19 protein-coding genes are annotated in these 20,810 nt (G+C 45.4%); 5 read left to right on the forward strand and 14 right to left on the reverse strand.

All coding sequences use genetic code 11. The features are described from left to right. Positions 1 to 20: 20 nt before the first annotated feature. The 3 genes from A8F94_RS20545 to A8F94_RS20560 all read right to left on the reverse strand — a co-directional run bounded on the left by A8F94_RS20545 (position 21) and on the right by A8F94_RS20560 (position 2,039). Positions 21 to 1,262, reverse strand: coding sequence for a helix-turn-helix domain-containing protein (locus tag A8F94_RS20545; RefSeq protein ID WP_066204716.1), 1,242 nt, complete (start codon positions 1,260 to 1,262; stop codon positions 21 to 23). Positions 1,263 to 1,652: 390 nt separating this feature from the next. Beyond that, positions 1,653 to 1,853 (reverse strand): YwbE family protein, encoded by a 201-nt coding sequence (locus tag A8F94_RS20555; protein WP_066204721.1) that lies wholly within the window; start codon positions 1,851 to 1,853, stop codon positions 1,653 to 1,655. Then, positions 1,854 to 2,039: a hypothetical protein gene (locus tag A8F94_RS20560; RefSeq protein WP_066204723.1), complete on the reverse strand. Its 186-nt coding sequence runs from the start codon at positions 2,037 to 2,039 to the stop codon at positions 1,854 to 1,856. It abuts the gene before it with no gap. Positions 2,040 to 2,213: 174 nt separating this feature from the next. Here A8F94_RS20560 and A8F94_RS20565 point away from each other — a divergent pair, with 174 nt between their 5' ends. The 5 genes from A8F94_RS20565 (at position 2,214) to A8F94_RS20585 (ending at position 5,875) form a co-directional block, all read left to right on the forward strand. Next, positions 2,214 to 2,789, forward strand: a complete 576-nt coding sequence (locus A8F94_RS20565) for a CD3073 family putative ECF transporter S component (protein ID WP_066204724.1) — start codon at positions 2,214 to 2,216, stop codon at positions 2,787 to 2,789. Then, complete coding sequence (locus tag A8F94_RS20570) at positions 2,779 to 3,240, forward strand: CD3072 family TudS-related putative desulfidase (RefSeq protein ID WP_066204727.1); 462 nt, start codon at positions 2,779 to 2,781, stop codon at positions 3,238 to 3,240. The genes A8F94_RS20565 and A8F94_RS20570 overlap by 11 nt, the downstream gene beginning before the upstream one ends. 122 nt (positions 3,241 to 3,362) lie before the next feature. Beyond that, complete coding sequence (locus A8F94_RS20575; protein WP_066204730.1) at positions 3,363 to 4,247, forward strand: ABC transporter ATP-binding protein; 885 nt, start codon at positions 3,363 to 3,365, stop codon at positions 4,245 to 4,247. Between the two features lie 5 nt (positions 4,248 to 4,252). Then, complete coding sequence (locus A8F94_RS20580) at positions 4,253 to 5,047, forward strand: ABC transporter permease subunit (RefSeq protein WP_066204733.1); 795 nt, start codon at positions 4,253 to 4,255, stop codon at positions 5,045 to 5,047. A 30-nt stretch (positions 5,048 to 5,077) separates the two neighbouring features. Further along, on the forward strand, positions 5,078 to 5,875 hold the full coding sequence (locus A8F94_RS20585) for an ABC transporter permease subunit (RefSeq protein WP_066204736.1): 798 nt from the start codon (positions 5,078 to 5,080) through the stop codon (positions 5,873 to 5,875). A gap of 188 nt (positions 5,876 to 6,063) precedes the next feature. On the opposite strand, the gene A8F94_RS20590 is transcribed toward A8F94_RS20585, so the two are convergent. From A8F94_RS20590 to ilvE, 11 genes are all read right to left on the reverse strand, one after another. Then, positions 6,064 to 7,719, reverse strand: a complete 1,656-nt coding sequence (locus A8F94_RS20590; RefSeq protein WP_066204739.1) for a glycerol-3-phosphate dehydrogenase/oxidase — start codon at positions 7,717 to 7,719, stop codon at positions 6,064 to 6,066. Between the two features lie 339 nt (positions 7,720 to 8,058). Further along, positions 8,059 to 9,027, reverse strand: coding sequence for a threonine ammonia-lyase (gene ilvA, locus A8F94_RS20595; RefSeq protein ID WP_254660918.1), 969 nt, complete (start codon positions 9,025 to 9,027; stop codon positions 8,059 to 8,061). Positions 9,028 to 9,091: 64 nt separating this feature from the next. Further along, positions 9,092 to 9,673: a 3-isopropylmalate dehydratase small subunit gene (gene leuD / locus A8F94_RS20600; RefSeq protein WP_066204742.1), complete on the reverse strand. Its 582-nt coding sequence runs from the start codon at positions 9,671 to 9,673 to the stop codon at positions 9,092 to 9,094. Next, entirely contained in the window at positions 9,674 to 11,089 is a 1,416-nt protein-coding gene (gene leuC / locus A8F94_RS20605; protein ID WP_066204745.1) for a 3-isopropylmalate dehydratase large subunit, read from the reverse strand. A 232-nt stretch (positions 11,090 to 11,321) separates the two neighbouring features. Then, entirely contained in the window at positions 11,322 to 12,428 is a 1,107-nt protein-coding gene (gene leuB / locus A8F94_RS20610) for a 3-isopropylmalate dehydrogenase (RefSeq protein WP_066204748.1), read from the reverse strand. A gap of 141 nt (positions 12,429 to 12,569) precedes the next feature. Further along, positions 12,570 to 14,117, reverse strand: a complete 1,548-nt coding sequence (locus A8F94_RS20615; protein ID WP_066204751.1) for a 2-isopropylmalate synthase — start codon at positions 14,115 to 14,117, stop codon at positions 12,570 to 12,572. A gap of 86 nt (positions 14,118 to 14,203) precedes the next feature. Continuing rightward, on the reverse strand, positions 14,204 to 15,217 hold the full coding sequence (gene ilvC / locus A8F94_RS20620) for a ketol-acid reductoisomerase (protein WP_066204754.1): 1,014 nt from the start codon (positions 15,215 to 15,217) through the stop codon (positions 14,204 to 14,206). Between the two features lie 87 nt (positions 15,218 to 15,304). After that, a complete protein-coding gene (gene ilvN / locus A8F94_RS20625) occupies positions 15,305 to 15,826 on the reverse strand; it encodes an acetolactate synthase small subunit (protein ID WP_066204759.1) in 522 nt (173 codons plus the stop codon). Beyond that, positions 15,823 to 17,529 carry an acetolactate synthase large subunit gene (gene ilvB, locus A8F94_RS20630; RefSeq protein ID WP_066205197.1) on the reverse strand — a complete coding sequence of 569 codons (1,707 nt, stop codon included), beginning with the start codon at positions 17,527 to 17,529 and terminating at the stop codon, positions 15,823 to 15,825. Before ilvB ends, ilvN begins: the two co-directional genes overlap by 4 nt. Before the next feature lie 400 nt (positions 17,530 to 17,929). Next, positions 17,930 to 19,597, reverse strand: a complete 1,668-nt coding sequence (ilvD, locus tag A8F94_RS20635) for a dihydroxy-acid dehydratase (protein WP_066204762.1) — start codon at positions 19,595 to 19,597, stop codon at positions 17,930 to 17,932. Positions 19,598 to 19,607: 10 nt separating this feature from the next. Continuing rightward, positions 19,608 to 20,516, reverse strand: coding sequence for a branched-chain-amino-acid transaminase (gene ilvE / locus A8F94_RS20640; RefSeq protein WP_066204766.1), 909 nt, complete (start codon positions 20,514 to 20,516; stop codon positions 19,608 to 19,610). Positions 20,517 to 20,810: the final 294 nt, after the last annotated feature.

Here is a 20,810-nt window from a genome sequence, read left to right on the forward strand (position 1 = left end):
CAACAGCGAGTGGCTTCATGTCATTCGCTGTTTTGGATTGTATATTGGTTTTTCAAGTATTGGGAAGGGGTCAATGTCGTAAGTTTTTTAAAAACCCTGCTAAAGTAATTAACATCATTAAAACCGACTAAAAACGCAATTTCAGTTACAGTTTTATTTCCCCTATAAAAGTAAACTTTTGCTTCCTCAATCCGTTTGTGATTTATATAGTCAGTTAGTGTTTTGTTTGTCTCTTCCTTAAATTTGCGGGATAAATAACTAGGATTCACACGCATTTCAAGAGCTATCTCGTTCAACGTTAAAGGATTTTGCAAATTGAAATGGATGTAGTCCACCACTTGTTTAATGATCGGGCTATAATTCCTGGTTGAGAATTCCTTTACCGTTTCACAATATTCCTTGACCATAATGGCACCAAGCTTTTTCAAATGGTTCAAGCTGGGCGCCCTTTCAATCAAAATCGCAAATTTTTCGGAAATCGTATGTAAATAGACTGGATGGACGCCACCCTTTTCCGCAGCAATCCTGCAGATTGTGTTAGAAACGAGTGAAATGTTTTTTGCGGAGCGGATCGGGCTTTCGGGAATCCGATTGGAAAAATCCAGAACGTCTACCGATAATTTTGAGATTTTCCCCACGACTGATGTATCACCTTTGGCAATGGCATTCATTAGCTTCTTCTCATATTCGTATCTGTTTTCAATAACCGATTTGCTTTCGGCCAAGCTCTCGTTCAATTTCTCTTTATTAATAAGCGGGATCCTTGGAGCGGACGTAACGATCTTTGGGTGTATCAGCCCGCCATGGCACATAGTGGCGATCATTTCGCCAATCGCTTCGTTTTCCTGATACGTAACGACAGGAAGGGATTTATAAAAGCTCTGCAGCTGTGTCCGCCCGCTGACTGGCAGTTTGTGATTGACAATCATGTCATTCATAAACTCAATGACGGACGTATTTGATAAAAAAGGGCCAATTACAATCGAAGCTTCCAATGAGCAACTGCTGTCCCATAATCCTGCAGCCAAGAATTCAAGTCCATACGGGTTGACATAATAATATATGGCATCCTGCCCATTTTGCTGGAGGGCGTTGTTGATTATCAGGAATTCATTTTCAAGGTTTTGTAGAACCGCGGGTGTGGGGTGATTGACTAGTTGAAAACTGGGCTGGCCGTTGATATCAATTAATCTGCTATCAATTTTCGTGACAGCATGCAAAATTGTACAAATCTTTATATAAGAATCATCTTGTTTTGCCATCTGAACCTCCTGGAACGTAAAAATAATTCTACTATAGTAAAATTTGTGCGATAACTTCATTTGTCCTCATATTATACTAAAATTAAAGCGAATTCAAAAAAAGAATGCTAACTATCATGTATGGCATGGTTCAAAACATGTCCGTCGAAAACCTCGCTACAACGGCTCCTAAAGTACTGAATGAGAAAGCGTTGTAAAGGATAACAAGGAACTAACGAAGATTAAAAAGTAACAACCTTTTCTCCGCTTTGGAATTCAGTTTTAGCCGCGAATTCAGCGGGTTCAACGATTAATTCAGCGCTTTTGAAATTAATTATTAAAGTGCGTAATATTCTGAATATGGAAATAAAAAGAAAGACCGGACGGTTCAATTGAACCATCCGGTCTTTTTTATGAATCAGCATGAATTTCTTTTACCCGGCCGACCTGTCCATCTGTCAGCCTTACTTTGATTCCGTGTGGATGAGAGGCTGAGTTGGTCAGGATGTCCTTCACAACGCCCCGCGTTAGCTTGCCAGTTCGTTGGTCCGCTTTCAGGACAATATCAACAGTGCTGCCCGGTGCAATATCTTTTCTACTGCGTCCATCCATTTAGGAGCCCATTTTCCTGCGTGTATTGCTTGGCTTTTTTGTCAGCTGGCTTTTCATTTTTTTCGCCGACTGATCACCGCTTGCTGTGTTTTGATTAGTTGCCGCCTTGTTCTTTTTATTAGCAAGCTGCTGTTTCATCGCTTCCTGCAGGCTGATTTTCTTTTTTGGCTCATTGGTTTCGGTCACGGAAATCCCTCCATTTAGGTTGTCCTTCTAGTATAAATGATTCCCCTGTATTGTGAAAGAGAACTTGTCAATCGGTTTTATCAATCTTAAACCCCAACTTTCATTAGAAAAACAGTCTGTTGAAAAAGTTTCCAAGTAGTACATTTAATAGTAGAAAGAGAAGGAGGAAAATAAATGGCAAATGGAAGAACTTCTTTAATCACCTTTGGGGCACTTTGTATTGCATTGAATGTTGTACTGGGGACTGTGGTCTCCTGGATGAAAATCCCGCTATTATTTCTTGATACGATTGGAACGGTTTTAATGGCAGTATTGTTTGGCCCTTGGTGGGGTGCCCTTGTCGGTGTGTTGACAAACCTCGTCCTCGGTGTCACAACAGGGCCGACGGCGATTTTCTTTGGGCTTGTGAATGTTGCAATTGCACTCGTTGTCGGCTTTGCAGCACGGAAATTCGATTTTACAAAATTGCCTGTTGCGCTATGTGTAGGTCTGATTCTTTCTATTGTTGCACCTCTTATTGGGACACCGATAGCAGTTGCAGTATTCGGCGGCCTGAACGGGAGCGGCATGGATTTAATCGTTCTCTGGATGCGTGCAGCAGGGGAAAGCGTTTTTGCATCGACTTTTATTTCAAGGATTAGCGGCAATATTGTCGATAAAATTGCAACATGCCTGCTTGTAATGTTTCTCGTATCCAGACTGCCAATTTTTAAAAAAGCATATACAGGGGCAAAAAAACATGCCGCGTAGCAAACGGATTATTTTAACATCGCATTGTATCATTAATCAGAACACAGTCATTGACGGAGAAGCGAGAGCGCTTGGGGCGATTCCATCAGCTGTCCAATGGATTGTTGAAAAAGGCTATGGAATTCTTCAGCTTCCGTGTCCGGAATTCACGTTCCTTGGCCTGGAACGGCCGCCCATGACATATGAGGAATACGACACAAAGGAATACCGGGAGCACTGCCGAAACATTTTACGGCCAGTCATCGAGCAGGTTCAAGAATATGTTAAGAATGGATATACAATAGAAGGGATACTTGGGATCCAAAGCAGCCCATCCTGCGATCAGCAAAGGGGTGTGTTTATGGAGGAGGTGCAGGGGCTATTCAAGAAAAATGGTCTCCCGCTCAAAACCCTCTGGTACCTGCCAAACACTGACGAGCCTGTATTTAACGGTGATACACATAAACTATAAAAACAAAGAGTCATTAGCTTAAATGCTGGTGACTTTTTTGTATTGAAAAATTCATGGAATAAATATCCTTTCATTTAATGAATAGGTTTATAATGGTGGGGAAGTGACAGGGGGAAGCAAATATGAACGTAATTGAAATCAATAATTTGAACAAAAGCTATGGTAAGGCCAGAGGCATCATTGATGTAAGCTTTAACGTTGCGGAAGGTGAAATTTTTGGTTTTATCGGACCGAATGGGGCCGGCAAATCGACAACCATTCGTACACTTTTATCGCTCATTTATCCTGACAGTGGCAGTGCTGCAATATTCGGGAAGGACTGCATCAAATTTGCCCCGGAAATCGCAAAGGATATAGGCTATCTCCCATCCGAGGTTTTTTACTATGACAAAATGAAAGTGATTGACTTATTGAAGTACTCTGCAAGTTTTTATAAAAAGGACTGCAACAAGCGAATTCTGGAACTCGCCGAAGTTATGGACCTTGACTTGAAAAAGCGGATAGACGATTTGTCCTTTGGAAACAGGAAGAAGGTCGGCATTGTTCAGGCGTTGCTGCATGAACCGAGGCTGATCATCCTTGATGAGCCAACGAGCGGGCTGGACCCGCTGATGCAGCAAAAATTCTTTGACCTGCTCCACGAAGAAAACCGAAAGGGAGCGACGATTTTCCTGTCATCCCACATTTTAAGCGAAGTCCAAAAGCTTTGCAGACGTGTCGCCATCATTAAGGAAGGTCGTGTTATCAAGGTTGAAAGAATGAGTGACCTGACCGAGAACAGCTACAAAAAGTTTAAGTTGGAAACGAAGGGTGAAGTAAGCCCTGCCTATTTTTCTCTGGATGGGGTCAGTAATCTCGTCATTGAAGAAAAAACAATCAGCTTTTTATATAGGGGTAACATCAATGCAATCATGCGAAAAATCTCTGAAATTGACCTGGCCAATGCCTGGATTGAGGAACCCAACCTGGAGGAAATCTTCATGCACTATTACGAGAAGGAGGCTTGATAGGCATGAATTTGTTTCTGCATGAATTGAAGGCCTACAAGAAATCCATCTTGATATGGGCTTTGTCGATGGCCGGGCTTGCAGTGTTATATATATCAATGTTTTCATCGATGGTTAGGGAAATCGATGCATATAAGAATGTCCTGGCTTCCATGCCTGAGGCAATGAGAAAAGCACTCGGTATTTATGTAGACAGCATCGCGAGCCTTGAAGGTTACTACTCATTTGTTTTCGTGTACATTATTCTGTGCGGAGCCATCCAGGCAATGAATCTTGGCCTGGGAATTGTTTCGAAAGAAATAACCGGCAAGACAGCGGAGTTCCTGATGACCAAGCCAGTGAGCCGCTCCGATGTGCTAGGCGGCAAGGTGCTTGCTGCGATTGTGGCATTGGCGATTACCAATGCAATTTATCTTTTCATTATGGTTGCCATTTTGCTTACGGTTGACCAGGACTTCAGCATGAAAATCTTTCTGCTAATCTCGTTAACGACGCTTTTTGTGCAGCTGATGTTCTTTGCGCTCGGTTTGCTAGTTTCGGCCGCTCTTGGAAAAATACGCTCTGTCATCTCGATTTCAATAAGCACCGTATTTGGATTCTTCATTGTTTCGGCAATTGGCTCACTCCTTGACGATGAAGCGATGAGATATTTCTCACCATTTAAGTATTTTGAGACAGCTTACATCATTAAGCACGCAGCATATGAGGTTCCTTTTAGCATTGCAGCAGGCGTCTTCGTGGTTGCGGCAATCTCCTTAAGCTTTTTCATTTTTGTAAAAAAGGATATCCATGCCGTGTAGTTTGGCAGTGGAAATGGAGGCGGTACCAACATGAATATTTTTGTGCGGGAACTAAAAGCGCACTTAAAATCCCTTATCCTTTGGAGTATCGGAATGGTCTTTATGGTATTCAGCGGGATGGGGAAGTTCTCCTATTATGAAGGGTCGGGGGAAGCGGTGAACGAGTTGATTTCACAAATCCCGAAGACGCTCAGGACCGTACTTGGCTTTGGTGACTTTGACCTTACAAAAGCGACAGGCTTTTACGGAGTGCTGTTTCTCTATCTTGTTATAATGGCAACCATCCACGCGGCGATGCTTGGAGCGAACATGATCTCAAAAGAAGAACGCGATAAAACGGCGGAATTTTTGATGGTTAAGCCTGTTTCGAGGAATAAAATTATTTCTATGAAGCTTTTAGCCGGTCTCTTCAACATTGTCATACTGAATCTCGTCACTCTTGTTTCGTCCTTGGGAATCGTCGGCGGTTATGCGAGCGGGGAAGAGGTGTCTGATGAGATTGGATTGTTAATGGCTGGGCTGTTTTTCCTGCAGGTGATGTTTATAGTGATTGGATCGGGGATTGCAGCTTTATGCAAGAATCCAAAATCAGCCGCCTCTATTGCGACCTCAATACTGTTAGGAACTTTTATCCTATCGATAATCGTTGACATGGACGAAAGAGTGGAAAACTTGAAATATATTACTCCATTTAAATATTTCGATGCTGCCCAAATCGTGAATGGAAACGGGTTTGAGTCAGTATTTGTTGTTTTATCCATACTTATAATAAGTTTAATGCTTTGGATAACGTATACTTACTATAGAAAACGAGATTTGAAGGTTTAAATCATCCTATTTTATAAGGAAGCAGGCTAAGAAGCGTGAGCCATTCCATAAACTCTTTAAAAGGTATGGTAAAGCCGCATTTGCTGATAGAGTCAATAAAAAAGGAACATGCCAATCAGGTTAAAGATTGGCATGCTTTTTTTATAGTTGAACTCAACTGATTAACCTATTTGCGTCTTAATAAAGGATTACTGAGAAGTCCCGGCAGCCTCCGCAATTGCCTTTTCAAGGTCGGCCAGCTGCCTCTGTTTTTCTTTACCATTCCACCCAAATCGATAAGCAAAGTAATCGACTACAGCATTCTTCCATTCTACAACTGTTTGAATATCGAATAGAATTGCACCTGTCCTTCGGTTAAAGAAATCAATAGGGGTTATGGCCATTTCCTCTTCAATGGCGTAGACCAGTTTTGCAAAGAGGACGGATGGCAGCCTGAAACGGGAAGCCTCCTCCTTATGATTAGTGGCAAGCTCAAATACTCTGGGTGCATTGGATCCATACATTCGGGAAAGATGCCGGGCTTCTCCTGCTGTTAAACCTGTCTCCACCCCTGCTAAAGTTTGAGACTCAACAAACGTTTCAAACATAGCCGCCCCGCCGACATCGCCGCCGGAAATGGGAAGGTGTTTTGTCTGGCAAGACGGTAACTTTCTCCCATCTGCCGCTTTAAGCTTCTCTGCAAGCAAATCCGTAATTGTCTCCGCCATTTTCCGGTAGCCGGTCAGTTTCCCGCCAGCGATTGTAATCAGCCCGGTTTCGGATTCCCAGATTTCATCCTTTCTGGAAATCTCGGATGGTGCTTTTCCTTCCTCGTAAATAAGGGGTCTGACACCTGCCCAGGTAGACTCAATGTCTTTTTCAGTTATATTTACATTCGGGAACATATAATCGATTGCCTTCAGGAGATAAGTTCGGTCAGCCTCTGTTATTTCCGGGTTAGCAGGATCGCCTTCGTAGAAGGTATCGGTTGTCCCAACGTACGCCTTACCTTCACGAGGAATTGCGAAAACCATCCGCCCGTCCGGTGTATCAAAATAAATTGCCTGTCTGAGCGGGAAGCGGGATTGATCAATGACGATATGGACACCTTTGGATAACCTCAGGAACTTACCTTTCTTTGAGTTATCCAAAACCCTCACGTTATCGACCCAAGGACCTGTCGCATTGACGATCTTCTTTGCTCGGACCTCAAATTCTTCACCAGTCAAAACATCCTCAACAACCGCACCACTCACAATTCCTTCATTATACAAAAGCTTTTTCACCTTTGCGTAATTCAGTGTGGCAGCCCCTTTTTCAACAGCTTTTTTCATGACCTCAATGGTTAATCGGGCATCGTCAGTCCGGTACTCGACGTAAAATCCGCCGCCTCGAAGACCATCTCTTTTAATAAGTGGCTCCCTATCAAGCGTTTTTTCGGCTGAAAGCATCATCCTGCGCTCGCCTTTTTTAACACCAGCAAGGAAATCATAGGCCATTAATCCAATCGAAGTTGTGAAACTGCCGAATGTTCCGCCCTTATGGAAAGGAAGGAGCATCCATTCCGGTGTCGTCACATGAGGGCCGTTTTCATATACAATTGCCCGTTCTCTGCCAACTTCAGCAACCATTTTTACTTCAAATTGCTTTAAATACCTTAGCCCGCCGTGGACCAGTTTTGTTGATCGACTGGAAGTGCCAGCCGCAAAGTCCTGCATTTCAACCAGTCCAACTGACATACCCCTTGTTGTGGCATCGAGAGCAATCCCGGCACCTGTAATTCCGCCGCCGATAATAAGAATATCGAAATAATCTGATGTAAATTTATCTTTAATTCCTTTTCTGTGAAGATTTGAAAACACCAATCGTTCTCCTCCTAACTGCACAAAACAAAAGATAATATACTCTACCCTTATCATATAGTAATTGCACCAATTTGTTAGGTTTAGAGACCTGCATTAAAGGGGGGATACAGTTAAATTATTTGGAAAAAGAACCGGATTTTGTCGGAATTCAAACCCTAATGTACGTGAAATTCGTACAGTACATGAATGCTTTGGTGGTGAAAATACGCCTAGAGAGGGGGAAGGATGGCACATGAACAGGCAAACACCCTACAAGAATGCGAGGGCAGAAATCTAAGGTAATTGTGGAAAAACAGTAGGAGGGCCCCTAAGGAGCCCTCCTGTCTCGGCTTTAAAAAGTTATGCAAGCAAGGATAATTGGCCACTGTTAGCAAGCTGGTGGATATACCCAAGGCTAGTTATATCCAAGTTACCCCCACTGACAATAATCCCGCAATTTTTGGAGCGGATTGTCCCACGATGGGCAAGAAGGGCTGCAAATGCTGCAGCTCCTGCACCTTCGACTAACGTTTTTTTCCTTTCGAGCAATAGCATCATGGCAGCTGCGATATCGATCTCGCTTACTTTAACCATATCGTCAACATAATTCTGGATGATTGGCAGGGTCAACTTTCCGGGAGTTTTTACCGCAATCCCCTCAGCAATTGTCTTGGCGGTCGCAGCCACCGTGGGGGGATAGCCATGGAAGTGATCGTGCATTGCCTTTGCACCTTCAGCTTGAACACCTATAATACGGATTTTGGGGTTAAGATGCTTTACGGCTACAGCAACGCCGCTAATCAGGCCTCCCCCGCCGACTGGTACGATGATAGTGTCAAGGCTAGGTTCCTGGCAGAGCATTTCAACCGCAATCGTACCCTGCCCAGCCATTACCTCATAATCATCAAACGGATGGATGAAGTGACTACCTGTCCTTTGCTGCTCCTGGCAGGCAGCGGAAAATGCCTCTTCAAAGGACATACCTGTGAGCACAGCTTTGGCCCCATATGATTCGGTAGCCTGGACCTTTGCGGCAGGGGTACTCGCAGGCATATAAATTTTTGCCGGAATCCCGCGTTTTGAAGCTGCCAGTGCCACTCCCTGGGCATGATTGCCGGCAGATGCGGCGACCACACCTTTTTCAGCTTCTTTTGCCGACAAACGTGCCATTTTGTAGCTGGCCCCACGGATTTTAAAGGCACCAGTTTTTTGCTGATTCTCCATTTTAAAATAAATATTGGTCCCAGCCAATTTGTTTATAAACGTAGAGGTAGTAAGCGGTGTCCGATATACGGTGTTTGCCAAATACTCCATCGCTTCTGAAATCATATTAGTCGTTAAACAATCCCCAAGTGAGTCACTCTCCTTATTAACGCTTGTTGTTTAATCCGGTTTATCTGTTATTTTCAAAAGCTAATATTTTTTCTTCGTATTTTAGGGTAATTCCAATATCATCAAGCCCGTTTAAGAGCATTTCCTTATTGTAGGCAGGGATATCAAAGTGATAGGAAAACCCACCTGAATCCTGTACTGTCTGCTCCTCGAGGTTGACTGTTAAATAATAACTCTCATCCTCAGCCTTTTTCAAAAGGGATTGGACTTGATCGGCTGCCATTTCAATTGCCAGAATCCCATTTTTCAGGCAATTGTTTTTAAAAATATCGGCAAAGCTCGGGGCGATGATGACCTTAAAGCCATAGTCAAGCAGAGCCCAAGGCGCATGTTCACGGGAGGAGCCGCATCCAAAATTTTCATCTGCGATAATGATAGAGGCGCCGTTATATTTTTCCGAGTTAAGCGAGAAATCCTCGCGCGGATTTCCATCAAAGTCAAACCGCCAGTTGTAAAACAAGAACTGGCCGAACCCCTGGCGCTCGATTCGTTTCAAAAATTGTTTCGGTATGATTTGATCCGTGTCGACATTGCTTCTGTTAAGAGGATATACAAGGCCCGTATGAACTGTAATTGGCTCCATTTATAGCACCTCCACAGCAGCGTATTCCCGAATATCAACGAAATGGCCTTCAATCGCAGCGGCTGCCGCCATTTCAGGGCTGACCAGGTGAGTTCGTGCACCTGTTCCCTGACGTCCTTCGAAATTCCGGTTGGATGTCGATGCACAGCGCTCACCAGGTGGGACATAGTCATCGTTCATTGCAAGGCACATACTGCAGCCAGCATCGCGCCACTCAAAACCAGCGTTTTTAAAAATAGCATCTAAGCCTTCCTTTTCAGCAGCAGCCTTCACACTCTTTGAACCGGGAACGACGATGGCTCGGACTGAAGGATTAACGGTTTTCCCTCGGATAACCGTAGCTGCCCTGCGAAGGTCACTTAGCCTTGAATTGGTACAGGAGCCGATAAATACATGCTCGACGGTGACAGAAGAAATAGGCTTTCCTGCTTCTAGTCCCATATACTCAAGGGCACGCTCAATTTCATTTCGTTCATTTTCTGTCCGTGCTGATTCCGGTGCAGGAATGGCTGCATCTACTGGAATACACATTCCTGGATTGGTTCCCCAGGTTACCTGAGGGGCGATTTCAGAGGCGTCGATTTCGACTGTTTTATCGTAGACAGCTCCTTCATCGGTAGCAAGTGCGCGCCACTTTTCTACAGCCTCTTCAAAAGCCTCTCCCTGAGGAACATGTCTTTTCCCGCGCAGGTATTCGAAGGTTGTTTCATCCGGAGTAATCAAACCGGCACGTGCGCCAGCCTCAATCGACATATTGCAGACAGTCATCCTTTCCTCCATGGAAAGGGAACGGATTGCCTCGCCCGTATACTCCATGACATATCCAGTGCCGAAACGGACGCCGAATTTGCCGATAATCGCCAAAATCAAGTCCTTCGCCGTCACACCGAATCCAAGCTTTCCATTAACCTTTACATTCATCGTTTTTGGCCGCTGCTGCCAGAGTGTTTGAGTGGCAAGCACATGTTCAACTTCGCTTGTTCCGATACCGAATGCAAGAGCCCCAAACGCTCCATGGGTTGATGTATGGCTGTCACCGCAGACGATTGTCTTTCCAGGCTGAGTCAAGCCGAGCTCAGGGCCGATGACATGGACAATTCCATTATCGGGATGATGGATATCCGCAAGCGGAATGTTAAATTCCTGGCAGTTCTGGATTAAGGTGTCAATTTGTTTCCTTGATATTAAGTCCCTAATAACTGATTGGTCTTTAGTTGGTACGTTATGATCCATCGTAGCAAAGGTCCGGTCCGGGCGGCGGACTTTCCGACCGTTCATTCTCAGGCCTTCAAATGCCTGAGGGGAGGTAACCTCGTGGACTAGGTGCAAGTCAATATACAATAGATCGGGCTTACCTGCTTCTTGATGGACCACGTGCCTTTCCCATATTTTTTCAATTATCGTTTTGGCAGTCATGGAGTACCTCCTTCTATAAGCTAAAAGAATGTCATAATCTTCTAGAGAATTGTCCAACTGCAGCGCCTAGGGGCTCGAGGTCGCTTCGGTCCTTCAGTTGAAGTCAAAGAACGACTTCCACTTCAGGCCCCCCACAAGGGTAAGCTTCGAAAGCATAAACCTCGCACGAAGAAAATGCTTTAGCTTTTTCGAGGAGTGCTTGTCGCCCCTGACCAAGGCGCTTCCGCTTTTCTTATGCATAGCAGCTCATAATGCAGTTGGATGCGCTTCTTGTTTTAATTGTTTCTGTGATTAATAGTGTCATCTCATCTGTGCTGACTTTTTGGCCAGATTCAATTCGGACATCTGCAGTGTGGAAACCTGCTTTTAGGATGGATTCGACTGTAACCTCAATATCTTTAGCTTCCTCTTCAAGTCCAAATGAGTGCCTTAGCATCATGGCTGCGGAAAGCACCATCGCAACCGGATTGGCAATTCCTTTTCCGGCAATGTCCGGTGCCGATCCATGGACAGGCTCGTAAAGTCCAAAACCATCCTCTCTTAGGCTGGCAGAAGGGAGCATTCCCAATGAACCTGTCAAAACCGAAGCCTCGTCACTTAAGATATCACCGAACATATTCTCTGTGACGATGACATCGAAGTGGGAAGGGTTCGTAATCAGCTTCATGGCAGCTGAATCAACAAGCTGGTGTTCTACCGTCACGTCAGGATACTGCTGTTTTTTCTCTTCGACGATTTCCCTCCATAGCTTACTTGATTCCAGGACATTTGCTTTGTCAACGGATGTAAGGAGATTTCGGCGCTGCCTGGCACAGTGGAATGCTGTGTCTACAATTCTTTCAATCTCCTGTCGCGTATAGAAAAGGGTATCGACGACCGCGTTCCCGCCATTTTGGCGCTCGCTAGGAGTCCCGAAATATAACCCGCCAGTAAGTTCCCTAACAATTAGCAGATCGCTTCCTTTAACAACCTCTTCTTTGAGGGGGGATGCGTGCAACAACTGGTCAAATCCTTTTACTGGCCTTAAATTGGCAAATAGGCCAAGTGCTTTCCTAATTCCGAGCAACCCTTTTTCCGGCCTTAGATGAGATGGATTCTGATCCCATTTTGGTCCTCCAACCGCTCCCAAGAGGACGGCATCGGCTTTTTTGCAAGCAGCTACAGTTTCTTCAGGTAGGGGAGTGCCATGACGATCAATCGCTGCCCCTCCAATTTCGTGGATTTCAAAGCTGAAAGAATGATTGTATTCTTCTGCAATTGCGGTCAAAACTTCCTGTGCAGCATTGATGACTTCTGCTCCGATTCCATCCCCGGGAAGCAGGACGATATGTTTTTTCATGGCAATGCCCTCCCTTATTATTAAAAAGCCAGCCCTTGAATAAGGACGAAATGTCACCGACCATAGATTTCGAGTACAAGTTGAAGCGTGTGACAGGACAAAATGTCCACCAACCGAACTTTTGAGTACAAATTGAAGTTTTTAACTGTTCACAGTTTCCATCACTTTATAATTTTTGTTGTAAAAAACTCTGTTGACTGCGTTCAGGAAGGCTCTTGCCGAGGCTTCAAGCACATCCTGAGAAGAACCGCGTCCGCTTACAGGAATCCCATTGACGGTCATTTTTACATGAACCTCGGCTAGCGCATCACGGCCTTGGCCAACCGAATTTAAATGGTATCTGGTAAGATGGATTTTCTCCTTGATCAGTTCCTCGAGAGTATTGAAGAGTGCCTCGACTGGCCCTTTTCCGGTCCGTGCTGTTTCAACCCTAATTCCTTCCGGAGTCCTAAGTGCTACTGTAGCAGTCGGGAGATTGATTGATCCGGATTGGACCTGATAGGCGAGCAGATCATACTTTTTCAAATCCGCAATGGATGTCTGGATTTCGGTCAGAATCGTAAGAAGATCCTCCTCGGTTACCTCTTTCTTTTTATCGGTCAACGATTTAAAATCCTTGAATGCTTCCTCGATTTTTTCCTCTGTCAAGTCAAAACCGAGCTGTTCGATTTTATCCTTAAACGCATGGCGGCCGGAATGCTTACCAAGCACTAGGTCATTAGACTGTATCCCAACCATCGAGGGAGTGATTATTTCATATGTTTGGGCATGTTTTAGAACACCGTCTTGATGGATTCCTGATTCATGTGCAAATGCATTCTGCCCAACAACCGCTTTATTCGGGGCAATTGCCATCCCCGTGAGTTTCCGGACTAAATCACTCGTCCTCTTAATCTCTTTTAATTCAAGGCTCGTTGAGAACGGATACTTGTCATTCCGGATCGCCAGTGCGACTGCGAACTCCTCTAGTGCAGCATTGCCGGCGCGTTCACCAATTCCATTTATTGTTCCCTCAACCTGGGTTGCGCCATTTTCAATGGCTGCCATTGAATTGGCTATGGCCATTCCAAGGTCGTTGTGGCAATGTGCGGAAAGAATCGCTTTATCAATGTTTGGAACATGTTCTTTGACATACCTGAACATTCGTCCATAGTCTTCGGGGGTTGCATATCCAACAGTATCTGGAAGATTGATGACTTTCGCCCCTGCATCGATCACTTTTTCAATGATTCTTACAAGAAAATCAAGATCGGAACGGGATGCATCCTCGGCTGACCATTCAACGTAAGGAAATTTGCTTGCCCCGTGCCGCACCATATTTACTGCCAGCTCCATGACTTGTTCAGGCGATTTTTTCAGCTTGTATGTCATGTGAATGGGAGAGGTTGCCAAGAAGACATGCAGGCGGGGAGCCTCTGCTTCTTTCAGCGCTTCCCATGTTATGTCAATGTCAGAAACCGTAGCCCTGGCAAGGCCTGCGATCGAAACATTTCTCACCGTCTGGGCGATATTTCGGACTGCCTCGAAGTCGCCTTGTGAGGATGCCGGGAATCCAGCTTCCATTACATTTACTCCGAACCGTTCAAGCTGCTTGGCGATTTCCAGTTTTTCAAGCTTGTTAAGGTTTACGCCAGGTGATTGCTCCCCATCGCGCAAAGTCGTATCAAAAACGAGGATTTTGTTGGACATTCCTTTTTCCCATTCCTCTCTTTGGATTTGGGCCCTCTCCTTATTGGGGGAAAGGGCCGGATTTCCTTCTCGAATAGTTCCAGTGGCTAATTAAGGACCTTTGCCTTTTGCTGCGGTTTAACGAATGGCATTAACTCACGAAGCTCACGGCCTACTTTCTCGATTGGATGGTTGTTTTCTTTTGCATTAATTGCATTGAATTGCGGGCGGTTGACTTGGTTTTCAAGAATCCAGCTCTTTGCGAAGACACCAGTTTGGATGTCATGGAGCACTTCTTTCATCCGTGCTTTCGTTTCATCGTTTACGACACGAGGGCCGGATACAAAGTCACCCCATTGGGCTGTATCTGAGATGGAGTAGCGCATATTTTCAAGGCCGCCTTCATACATCAAATCGACAATCAGCTTCAGTTCATGCAGACACTCGAAATAAGCAACTTCAGGCTGGTAACCCGCCTCGGTCAATGTTTCAAATCCAGCTTTAACTAAGCTCGTCAGTCCGCCGCAGAGGACCGCTTGTTCGCCGAACAGATCTGTTTCTGTTTCCTCCTGGAAGGAGGTTTCAAGCACACCTGCGCGGGCAGAGCCAATTCCTTTTGCATAAGCGAGGGCAATTTCGCGTGCCTGGCCGGTGTAGTCCTGGTGTACCGCAAAAAGTGCAGGGACACCGGCTCCTTCCTGGTATGTCCTGCGCACGAGGTGGCCGGGGCCTTTTGGTGCGACAAGAAAAACATCGACATTGGCAGGAGGGACGACCTGGGTAAAGTGGATATTGAATCCATGTGCAAAAACCAGTGCCGCGCCAGGCTTAAGGTTATCTTTAATGCTCTCCTCATAAACTTTAGGCTGCTGTTCATCAGGAAGCAGAACCATGACTACATCTGCCTGCGCTGTAGCTTCGCCAACTGGGCGCACGTCCAGCCCATCTTCCTGAGCTTTGTTCCATGACTTGCCCGGCCTTACTCCGACAACCACATCAAAGCCGCTTTCCTTCAGGTTCAGCGCATGGGCGTGGCCCTGAGAGCCGTAACCAATTACTGCGATTTTTTTCGATTTTAAAACCTCTTCCAAAATATCCTGATTGTAAAGTACCTTTGCCATTATTGATCCATCCTTCCGATTTTTAAGATTGATTGTTTTATATAAAATTCATTGAACACAAGTACTCTGGCGCCTTAGCATGACACTTTATTTATGAAACGAATAGGCGGGCAGCTCCGAGAAGTTTTGCTGGCTGCCACGCAAAAGCGCGGTTAGCCCTGTCCTGGCTATTTCCTTAATTCCATATGGCCGTAATAGGTCAACCAGCGCTTCGATTTTTTCAGGTTTACCAGTTACTTGGATGGCGATGCTGTCTTTAGCAACGTCGATCACAGCCGCACGAAAGGGCTCAATTATTTCGGTTATTTCCCTGCGAAGCTGGCCGTTGCATGAAACCCTAATCAGGGCAAGCTCTCTTGAAACCACGGACTTATCTGTGATATCGGAGACCTTAAGAACATCTATCTGTTTGTGGAGTTGTTTCGTTAACTGCTCAACCTTTTGGCTATCTTCAACCTCCACTACGAGAGTCATTTTTGATAATCCCTCGACTTCGGTTGCTCCGACAGTGATGCTTTCAATATTGAATTGACGCCGCTGGAGCAGGCCAGTCACGCGGTTTAGTACACCGCTCTTATTCTGAACTATCAATGTAATAATCCGTTTCATGGTTTCACTCCTATCATTTCGTGGAGACCTTTGCCAGGGGCGACCATTGGATTGACATTCTCGGTTGGTACAACGCGGCAATCCACAACAACCGGGCCTGGAAAAGCAAGTGCTTCAGGGAGGAGGGTCGACAGCTGGTCAGCGGAATCAATCCTTACTCCTTTTATTGAATAGCTTTCAGCCAATTTCACGAAATCAGGCTGGACAGGGAGGAGGGACTCTGAATACCGTTCACCATAAAACTCCTGCTGCCATTGCCGAACCATACCAAGTGCTCCATTGTTGACAATGACAACTTTGACAGGCAAGTTCCTTTCCTGCAGAACACCAAGTTCCTGGAGAGTCATCTGGAAACCTCCGTCACCGACTAATGCTACAACTGTCCTTTCCGGGTCTGCCAGCTGGGCGCCTATTGCTGCCGGAAACCCGAATCCCATTGTGCCAAGGCCTCCCGAAGTAACCCAGCGATCCGGCTTAGAAAGGGTATAATACTGGGCAGCCCACATCTGGTGCTGGCCAACATCCGTTACAACAATTGCCTCGCCATTGGTAAACTGATGCACCTTTTCGATAAGCTCCTGCGGACTGATCGACTCATCGTATTTTTGATACCAAAGAGGGAATTGGCTCTTGTTAACTTCGAGTTTTTCTAACCATTCCGTATGCTGTGTAATGGTAAATTCCTGCTTCAAGAGTTCTATCAAAGCTTGCCGTGCGTCTGCAACGATCGGGATGCTGGTCGGGACATTTTTTCCTATTTCCGCTGGATCAATATCAATATGGGCAACCGTCGCTTGTGGGGCAAAGTGTTTAAGGTTGCCTGTCAGCCTGTCATCAAATCGGGCACCGATATTGAGTAGTAGGTCGCATTCATACAGGGCCATGTTCGCTGTGAAAGTTCCGTGCATCCCAGCCATTCCGAGCGCAAGGGGGTGGTTCCCTGGAAAACTGCCGAGCCCCAGCAGCGTTGTTGTAACAGGAAGCTGGTGCTTTTCAGCCAACTTAATTAGTTCCACGGAAGCCTTCCCATGAAGGATGCCGGCACCTGCAAGGATAATCGGCCTTTTTGCTTTGGATAAGGCATCTGCCAGCTTAACGATTTGCAGTGGATTCGGCTTTGTGGTCGGCTGATACCCAGGCAAGTGAAAATCACTAGGAAACTCTCCATTAACGGGATTTCCTGATATGTCTTTCGGAATATCGATGACGACCGGGCCTGGCCGGCCGGTAGAAGCGATATGGAAAGCTTCTTTAATAACCCTTGGCAAATCTGCAATGGACCGGACCTGATAGTTATGTTTTGTGATAGGCGTTGTGATGCCGATAATATCAGCTTCCTGGAAGGCATCCGTTCCGATCACTCCGGTTGCCACTTGGCCTGTAAAAATGACCAGGGGCAATGAGTCCATCATTGCGTCAGTAATCCCGGTAATCAGGTTGGTAGCTCCGGGTCCCGACGTCGCAATCACGACCCCCGGTTTGCCTGTTACTCTCGCGAAACCTTCGGCAGCATGGATGGAACCTTGTTCATGCCGGAACAAAAGATGCTGTAATTTTCCTTTCGCCCGATAAATGGCATCATAAATTGGCAATACAGCACCGCCTGGATATCCGAAAACCGTATCAACACCTTCATTCAGCAATGATTCAATTAAGATATCGGCCCCTGTCTTTGGCGTTACGGCCGGTTCCATTACCGGCATCGCTTCCACTTTCACGTGATAACCTCCTGTTTTTTTGTATTTGGCTAAATCGCCCGTCTTTGTGAATGCAATAAAAAAGCCTTTTCTCCCACGAAAATACTGCTGGTTTTCAGCGTGTACTTCGGGGAGAAAAGGCGCAAACGCTTTTCTCGGTACCACCCGGATTCACAGCAGTCTTGCAACTGCTGCCTCATGGAGCGAAAAACTTACCGCTCCGGTTTTAGTAACGAGTGCTGGAAAACACCCGGTTACGCCTACTAAGAGAATCTTTTCGGCGTAACACTCAGGGACGATGTCGGAATAAGTAGTATTTCCGGGCTTCCAGCAACCCCGGATCTCTGTGAATACTAAGATCTTATTCCTTTTTTCCCGTCTGCGATTTTTCATATAGTCGATTTTGTTAAAATTTCATGATTCCGCCTGTGCTTGCTGAAGTGACGAGTTTTGCGTATTTGGCCAGGTAACCCGTTTTGATTTTTGGTTCGGGTTTAACCCAGTTTTTGCGCCGTTCCTTTAAAACTTCCTCATCGACGAGCAGGTCAATGGTACGGGCGTTAAGATCAATCATAATTAAATCGCCATTTTCAACAAACGCAATTGGCCCGCCTTCAGCTGCTTCTGGAGAGATGTGCCCAACGGATATTCCACGGCTTGCTCCTGAAAACCGGCCATCTGTAATAAGGGCAACTTCCTTTTCAAGTCCTCGTCCTGCAATAGCCGAGGTTGGTGCAAGCATCTCGGGCATTCCCGGCCCGCCTTTAGGACCCTCGTAACGGATCACAACAACTTGCCCTGGTTTCACTTGGCCGCTGTCGATTCCGGCCTGTGCCTCTTCCTGTGATTCGAAAATGACCGCCTCGCCAAGGAAGGTCTTTATTGAAGGATCCACAGCTCCCACTTTAATAACACCGCCGTCAGGAGCAAGGTTGCCAAACAGAATTGACAATCCGCCTACCGGACTATAAGGATCGTCTTTCCTTCTGATAACTTTGTCATTTGTTATCTCTTTATCTTTAACGTTTTCATATAGGGATTTTCCCGTAATTGTGATTTGGTCTTTATGGATCAGTCCGTCAATCTTGCACAGTTCGTGAATAATAGCACTAACACCGCCAGCATCATGAACGTCTTGCATCGAATAATCCGAGGCAGGACTTATTTTTGAAAGGTATGGCACTTTTTCCGCAATCCGGTTGATTTCGTGAAGGTCGTAATCAATCCCTGCCTCATGGGCAATGGCTAATGTATGCAATACTGTATTGGTGGAGCCGCCCATGGCCATATCGAGTGCAAAGGCATTATCAAAAGCTTCCTTCGTCATGATGTCACGAGGGCGAATATCGTTTTTGACCATTTCGATTAAGTGTTTTGCTGCCTGTCTGATTAGCTGGTGGCGCTCATTGGATGTTGCAACAATTGTCCCATTATCCGGAATCGTCATTCCAAGCATTTCCATCAGGCAATTCATTGAGTTTGCTGTAAACATCCCCGAACAAGAACCGCAAGTTGGACATGCGTTTGTTTCAATATCCAGCAATTCCTGCTGGGACATGGTCCCTTTATGGTAGGCACCTACGCCTTCAAATACCGAAACAAGGGAGAGTGGCTTACCTGACGAAGAAACGCCCGCTTCCATTGGCCCTCCAGATACAAAAACGGAAGGGACGTTGGTCCTGGCAGCTGCCATGAGCATGCCAGGTGTAATTTTGTCGCAATTCGGTATATAAAAGACTCCGTCAAACCAATGGGCATTGATGACAGTTTCGGCACTGTCGGCAATGATTTCCCGGCTGGGGAGGGAATAGCGCATTCCAATGTGTCCCATTGCTATCCCATCATCAACACCAATCGTATTGAATTCGAATGGTATACCGCCGGCTTCCCGGATGGCTTCTTTTACAACTTCCGCAAAAACATTCAAATGCTTGTGGCCCGGGATGATATCGATATATGAATTGCATACCCCGATAAAGGGCTTGTCAAGGTCGCTTGTTTTTACTCCTGTTGCATATAGCAGGCTTCGGTGTGGAGCCCTGTCAATTCCCTTTTTGATCATATCGCTTCGCATATGGACCTCCTTAGCCAACGACTGCTTTTTGTTTCGCATCTGGATAACATTTTACGCCATCCTTGGTAACCAGTTTTCTAAATTCCTCTAAAAGATGATTTGTAACAGGGCCTGGTTTCCCGTTGCCAATTTTCCTTGTATCTACATCAATTACCGCAATGACTTCCACTGCCGTCCCTGTCAGGAACACTTCATCGGCGATATAGACATCATGCCTTGTAAATGGCTGCTCCCTGACATCGTAACCTGCTTCTCTGGCAAGCTCGATAATTGCATTCCGGGTAATTCCTTCCAAAGCTCCCAGGTAAACTGGGGGAGTAAAAATAACGCCATTTTTGACTATGAAAATATTATCAGCCGAGCCCTCTGTTACATATCCCTGATCATTTAGCATCAATGCCTCATCCAAGCCGGCCTGGTTTGCCTCAAGCTTAACAAGGATATTATTTAAATAATTAAGAGATTTAATCTGAGGGCTTAGTACATCTGGCCGATTCCTTCTCGTTGCGACAGAACCAATTTTCAGGCCCCGTTCATACAGTTCTTTCGGGTACATCGAAAGTGGCTCCGCTATGACGATAACATTCGGCCTGGAGCAGGACGAGGGATCGAGGCCGAGATTTCCTATCCCTCTCGAAACGACGACCCTAATATAGGCACTGGATAATTGGTTTTTACGGACTGTTTCAACAATGATTTGCTCAAATTCCTCATTGGAGTACGGAATCTTGAGCCTAATGGAGTGAGCCGATTCATACAGCCTTTTAAGATGGGCATCCAATCTGAATATGTTCCCTTCATAAACCCGGATTCCCTCAAAAACTCCGTCACCGTAGAGGAAACCATGGTCGTATACAGAAACGACGGCTTCTTGCTTGTCGACTAATTTTCCATCTAAGAAGATATACTGGCTGGACAAATTCAACACTCCTTACAATCTTTTAAAATAAAGGTGAAAGATTTTCTTGCGAACATAAAACATAGTTAGGCATATATTGACTTTTCTGATATTTCTGTATGATACACCCCTTTCGAACAGGAATCAAGGACAAAAAACGACTAAATCAGAAATATCTGAATTATTAAACAGATTGGTAGCGTTTACATTATTAATCTGTCAAGGTTTTGCAAGAATAAAAAATATTTTTATTTAAGAGGATGATTTCTTTTAAAATATTTGGGTTTTCAAATAAGGGAAACTACAAGTTTATTT

The sequence above is a fragment of the Bacillus sp. FJAT-27225 genome (genome assembly GCF_001685025.1).
Taxonomy (GTDB): Bacteria; Bacillota; Bacilli; order Bacillales; family Cytobacillaceae; genus Bacillus_D.

What these genes read in the sequence shown, in the direction of transcription:
- A8F94_RS20545 (WP_066204716.1), bottom strand. Translation starts at nt 1,262, where the DNA reads ATGGCAAAACAAGATGATTCTTATATAAAGATTTGTACAATTTTGCAT.
- A8F94_RS20555 (WP_066204721.1), bottom strand. Translation starts at nt 1,853, where the DNA reads ATGGATGGACGCAGTAGAAAAGATATTGCACCGGGCAGCACTGTTGAT.
- A8F94_RS20565 (WP_066204724.1), top strand. Translation starts at nt 2,214, where the DNA reads ATGGCAAATGGAAGAACTTCTTTAATCACCTTTGGGGCACTTTGTATT.
- A8F94_RS20570 (WP_066204727.1), top strand. Translation starts at nt 2,779, where the DNA reads ATGCCGCGTAGCAAACGGATTATTTTAACATCGCATTGTATCATTAAT.
- A8F94_RS20575 (WP_066204730.1), top strand. Translation starts at nt 3,363, where the DNA reads ATGAACGTAATTGAAATCAATAATTTGAACAAAAGCTATGGTAAGGCC.
- A8F94_RS20580 (WP_066204733.1), top strand. Translation starts at nt 4,253, where the DNA reads ATGAATTTGTTTCTGCATGAATTGAAGGCCTACAAGAAATCCATCTTG.
- A8F94_RS20585 (WP_066204736.1), top strand. Translation starts at nt 5,078, where the DNA reads ATGAATATTTTTGTGCGGGAACTAAAAGCGCACTTAAAATCCCTTATC.
- ilvA (WP_254660918.1), bottom strand. Translation starts at nt 9,027, where the DNA reads ATGATTTCAGAAGCGATGGAGTATTTGGCAAACACCGTATATCGGACA.
- leuD (WP_066204742.1), bottom strand. Translation starts at nt 9,673, where the DNA reads ATGGAGCCAATTACAGTTCATACGGGCCTTGTATATCCTCTTAACAGA.
- leuC (WP_066204745.1), bottom strand. Translation starts at nt 11,089, where the DNA reads ATGACTGCCAAAACGATAATTGAAAAAATATGGGAAAGGCACGTGGTC.
- leuB (WP_066204748.1), bottom strand. Translation starts at nt 12,428, where the DNA reads ATGAAAAAACATATCGTCCTGCTTCCCGGGGATGGAATCGGAGCAGAA.
- A8F94_RS20615 (WP_066204751.1), bottom strand. Translation starts at nt 14,117, where the DNA reads ATGTCCAACAAAATCCTCGTTTTTGATACGACTTTGCGCGATGGGGAG.
- ilvC (WP_066204754.1), bottom strand. Translation starts at nt 15,217, where the DNA reads ATGGCAAAGGTACTTTACAATCAGGATATTTTGGAAGAGGTTTTAAAA.
- ilvN (WP_066204759.1), bottom strand. Translation starts at nt 15,826, where the DNA reads ATGAAACGGATTATTACATTGATAGTTCAGAATAAGAGCGGTGTACTA.
- ilvB (WP_066205197.1), bottom strand. Translation starts at nt 17,529, where the DNA reads ATGCCGGTAATGGAACCGGCCGTAACGCCAAAGACAGGGGCCGATATC.
- ilvD (WP_066204762.1), bottom strand. Translation starts at nt 19,597, where the DNA reads ATGCGAAGCGATATGATCAAAAAGGGAATTGACAGGGCTCCACACCGA.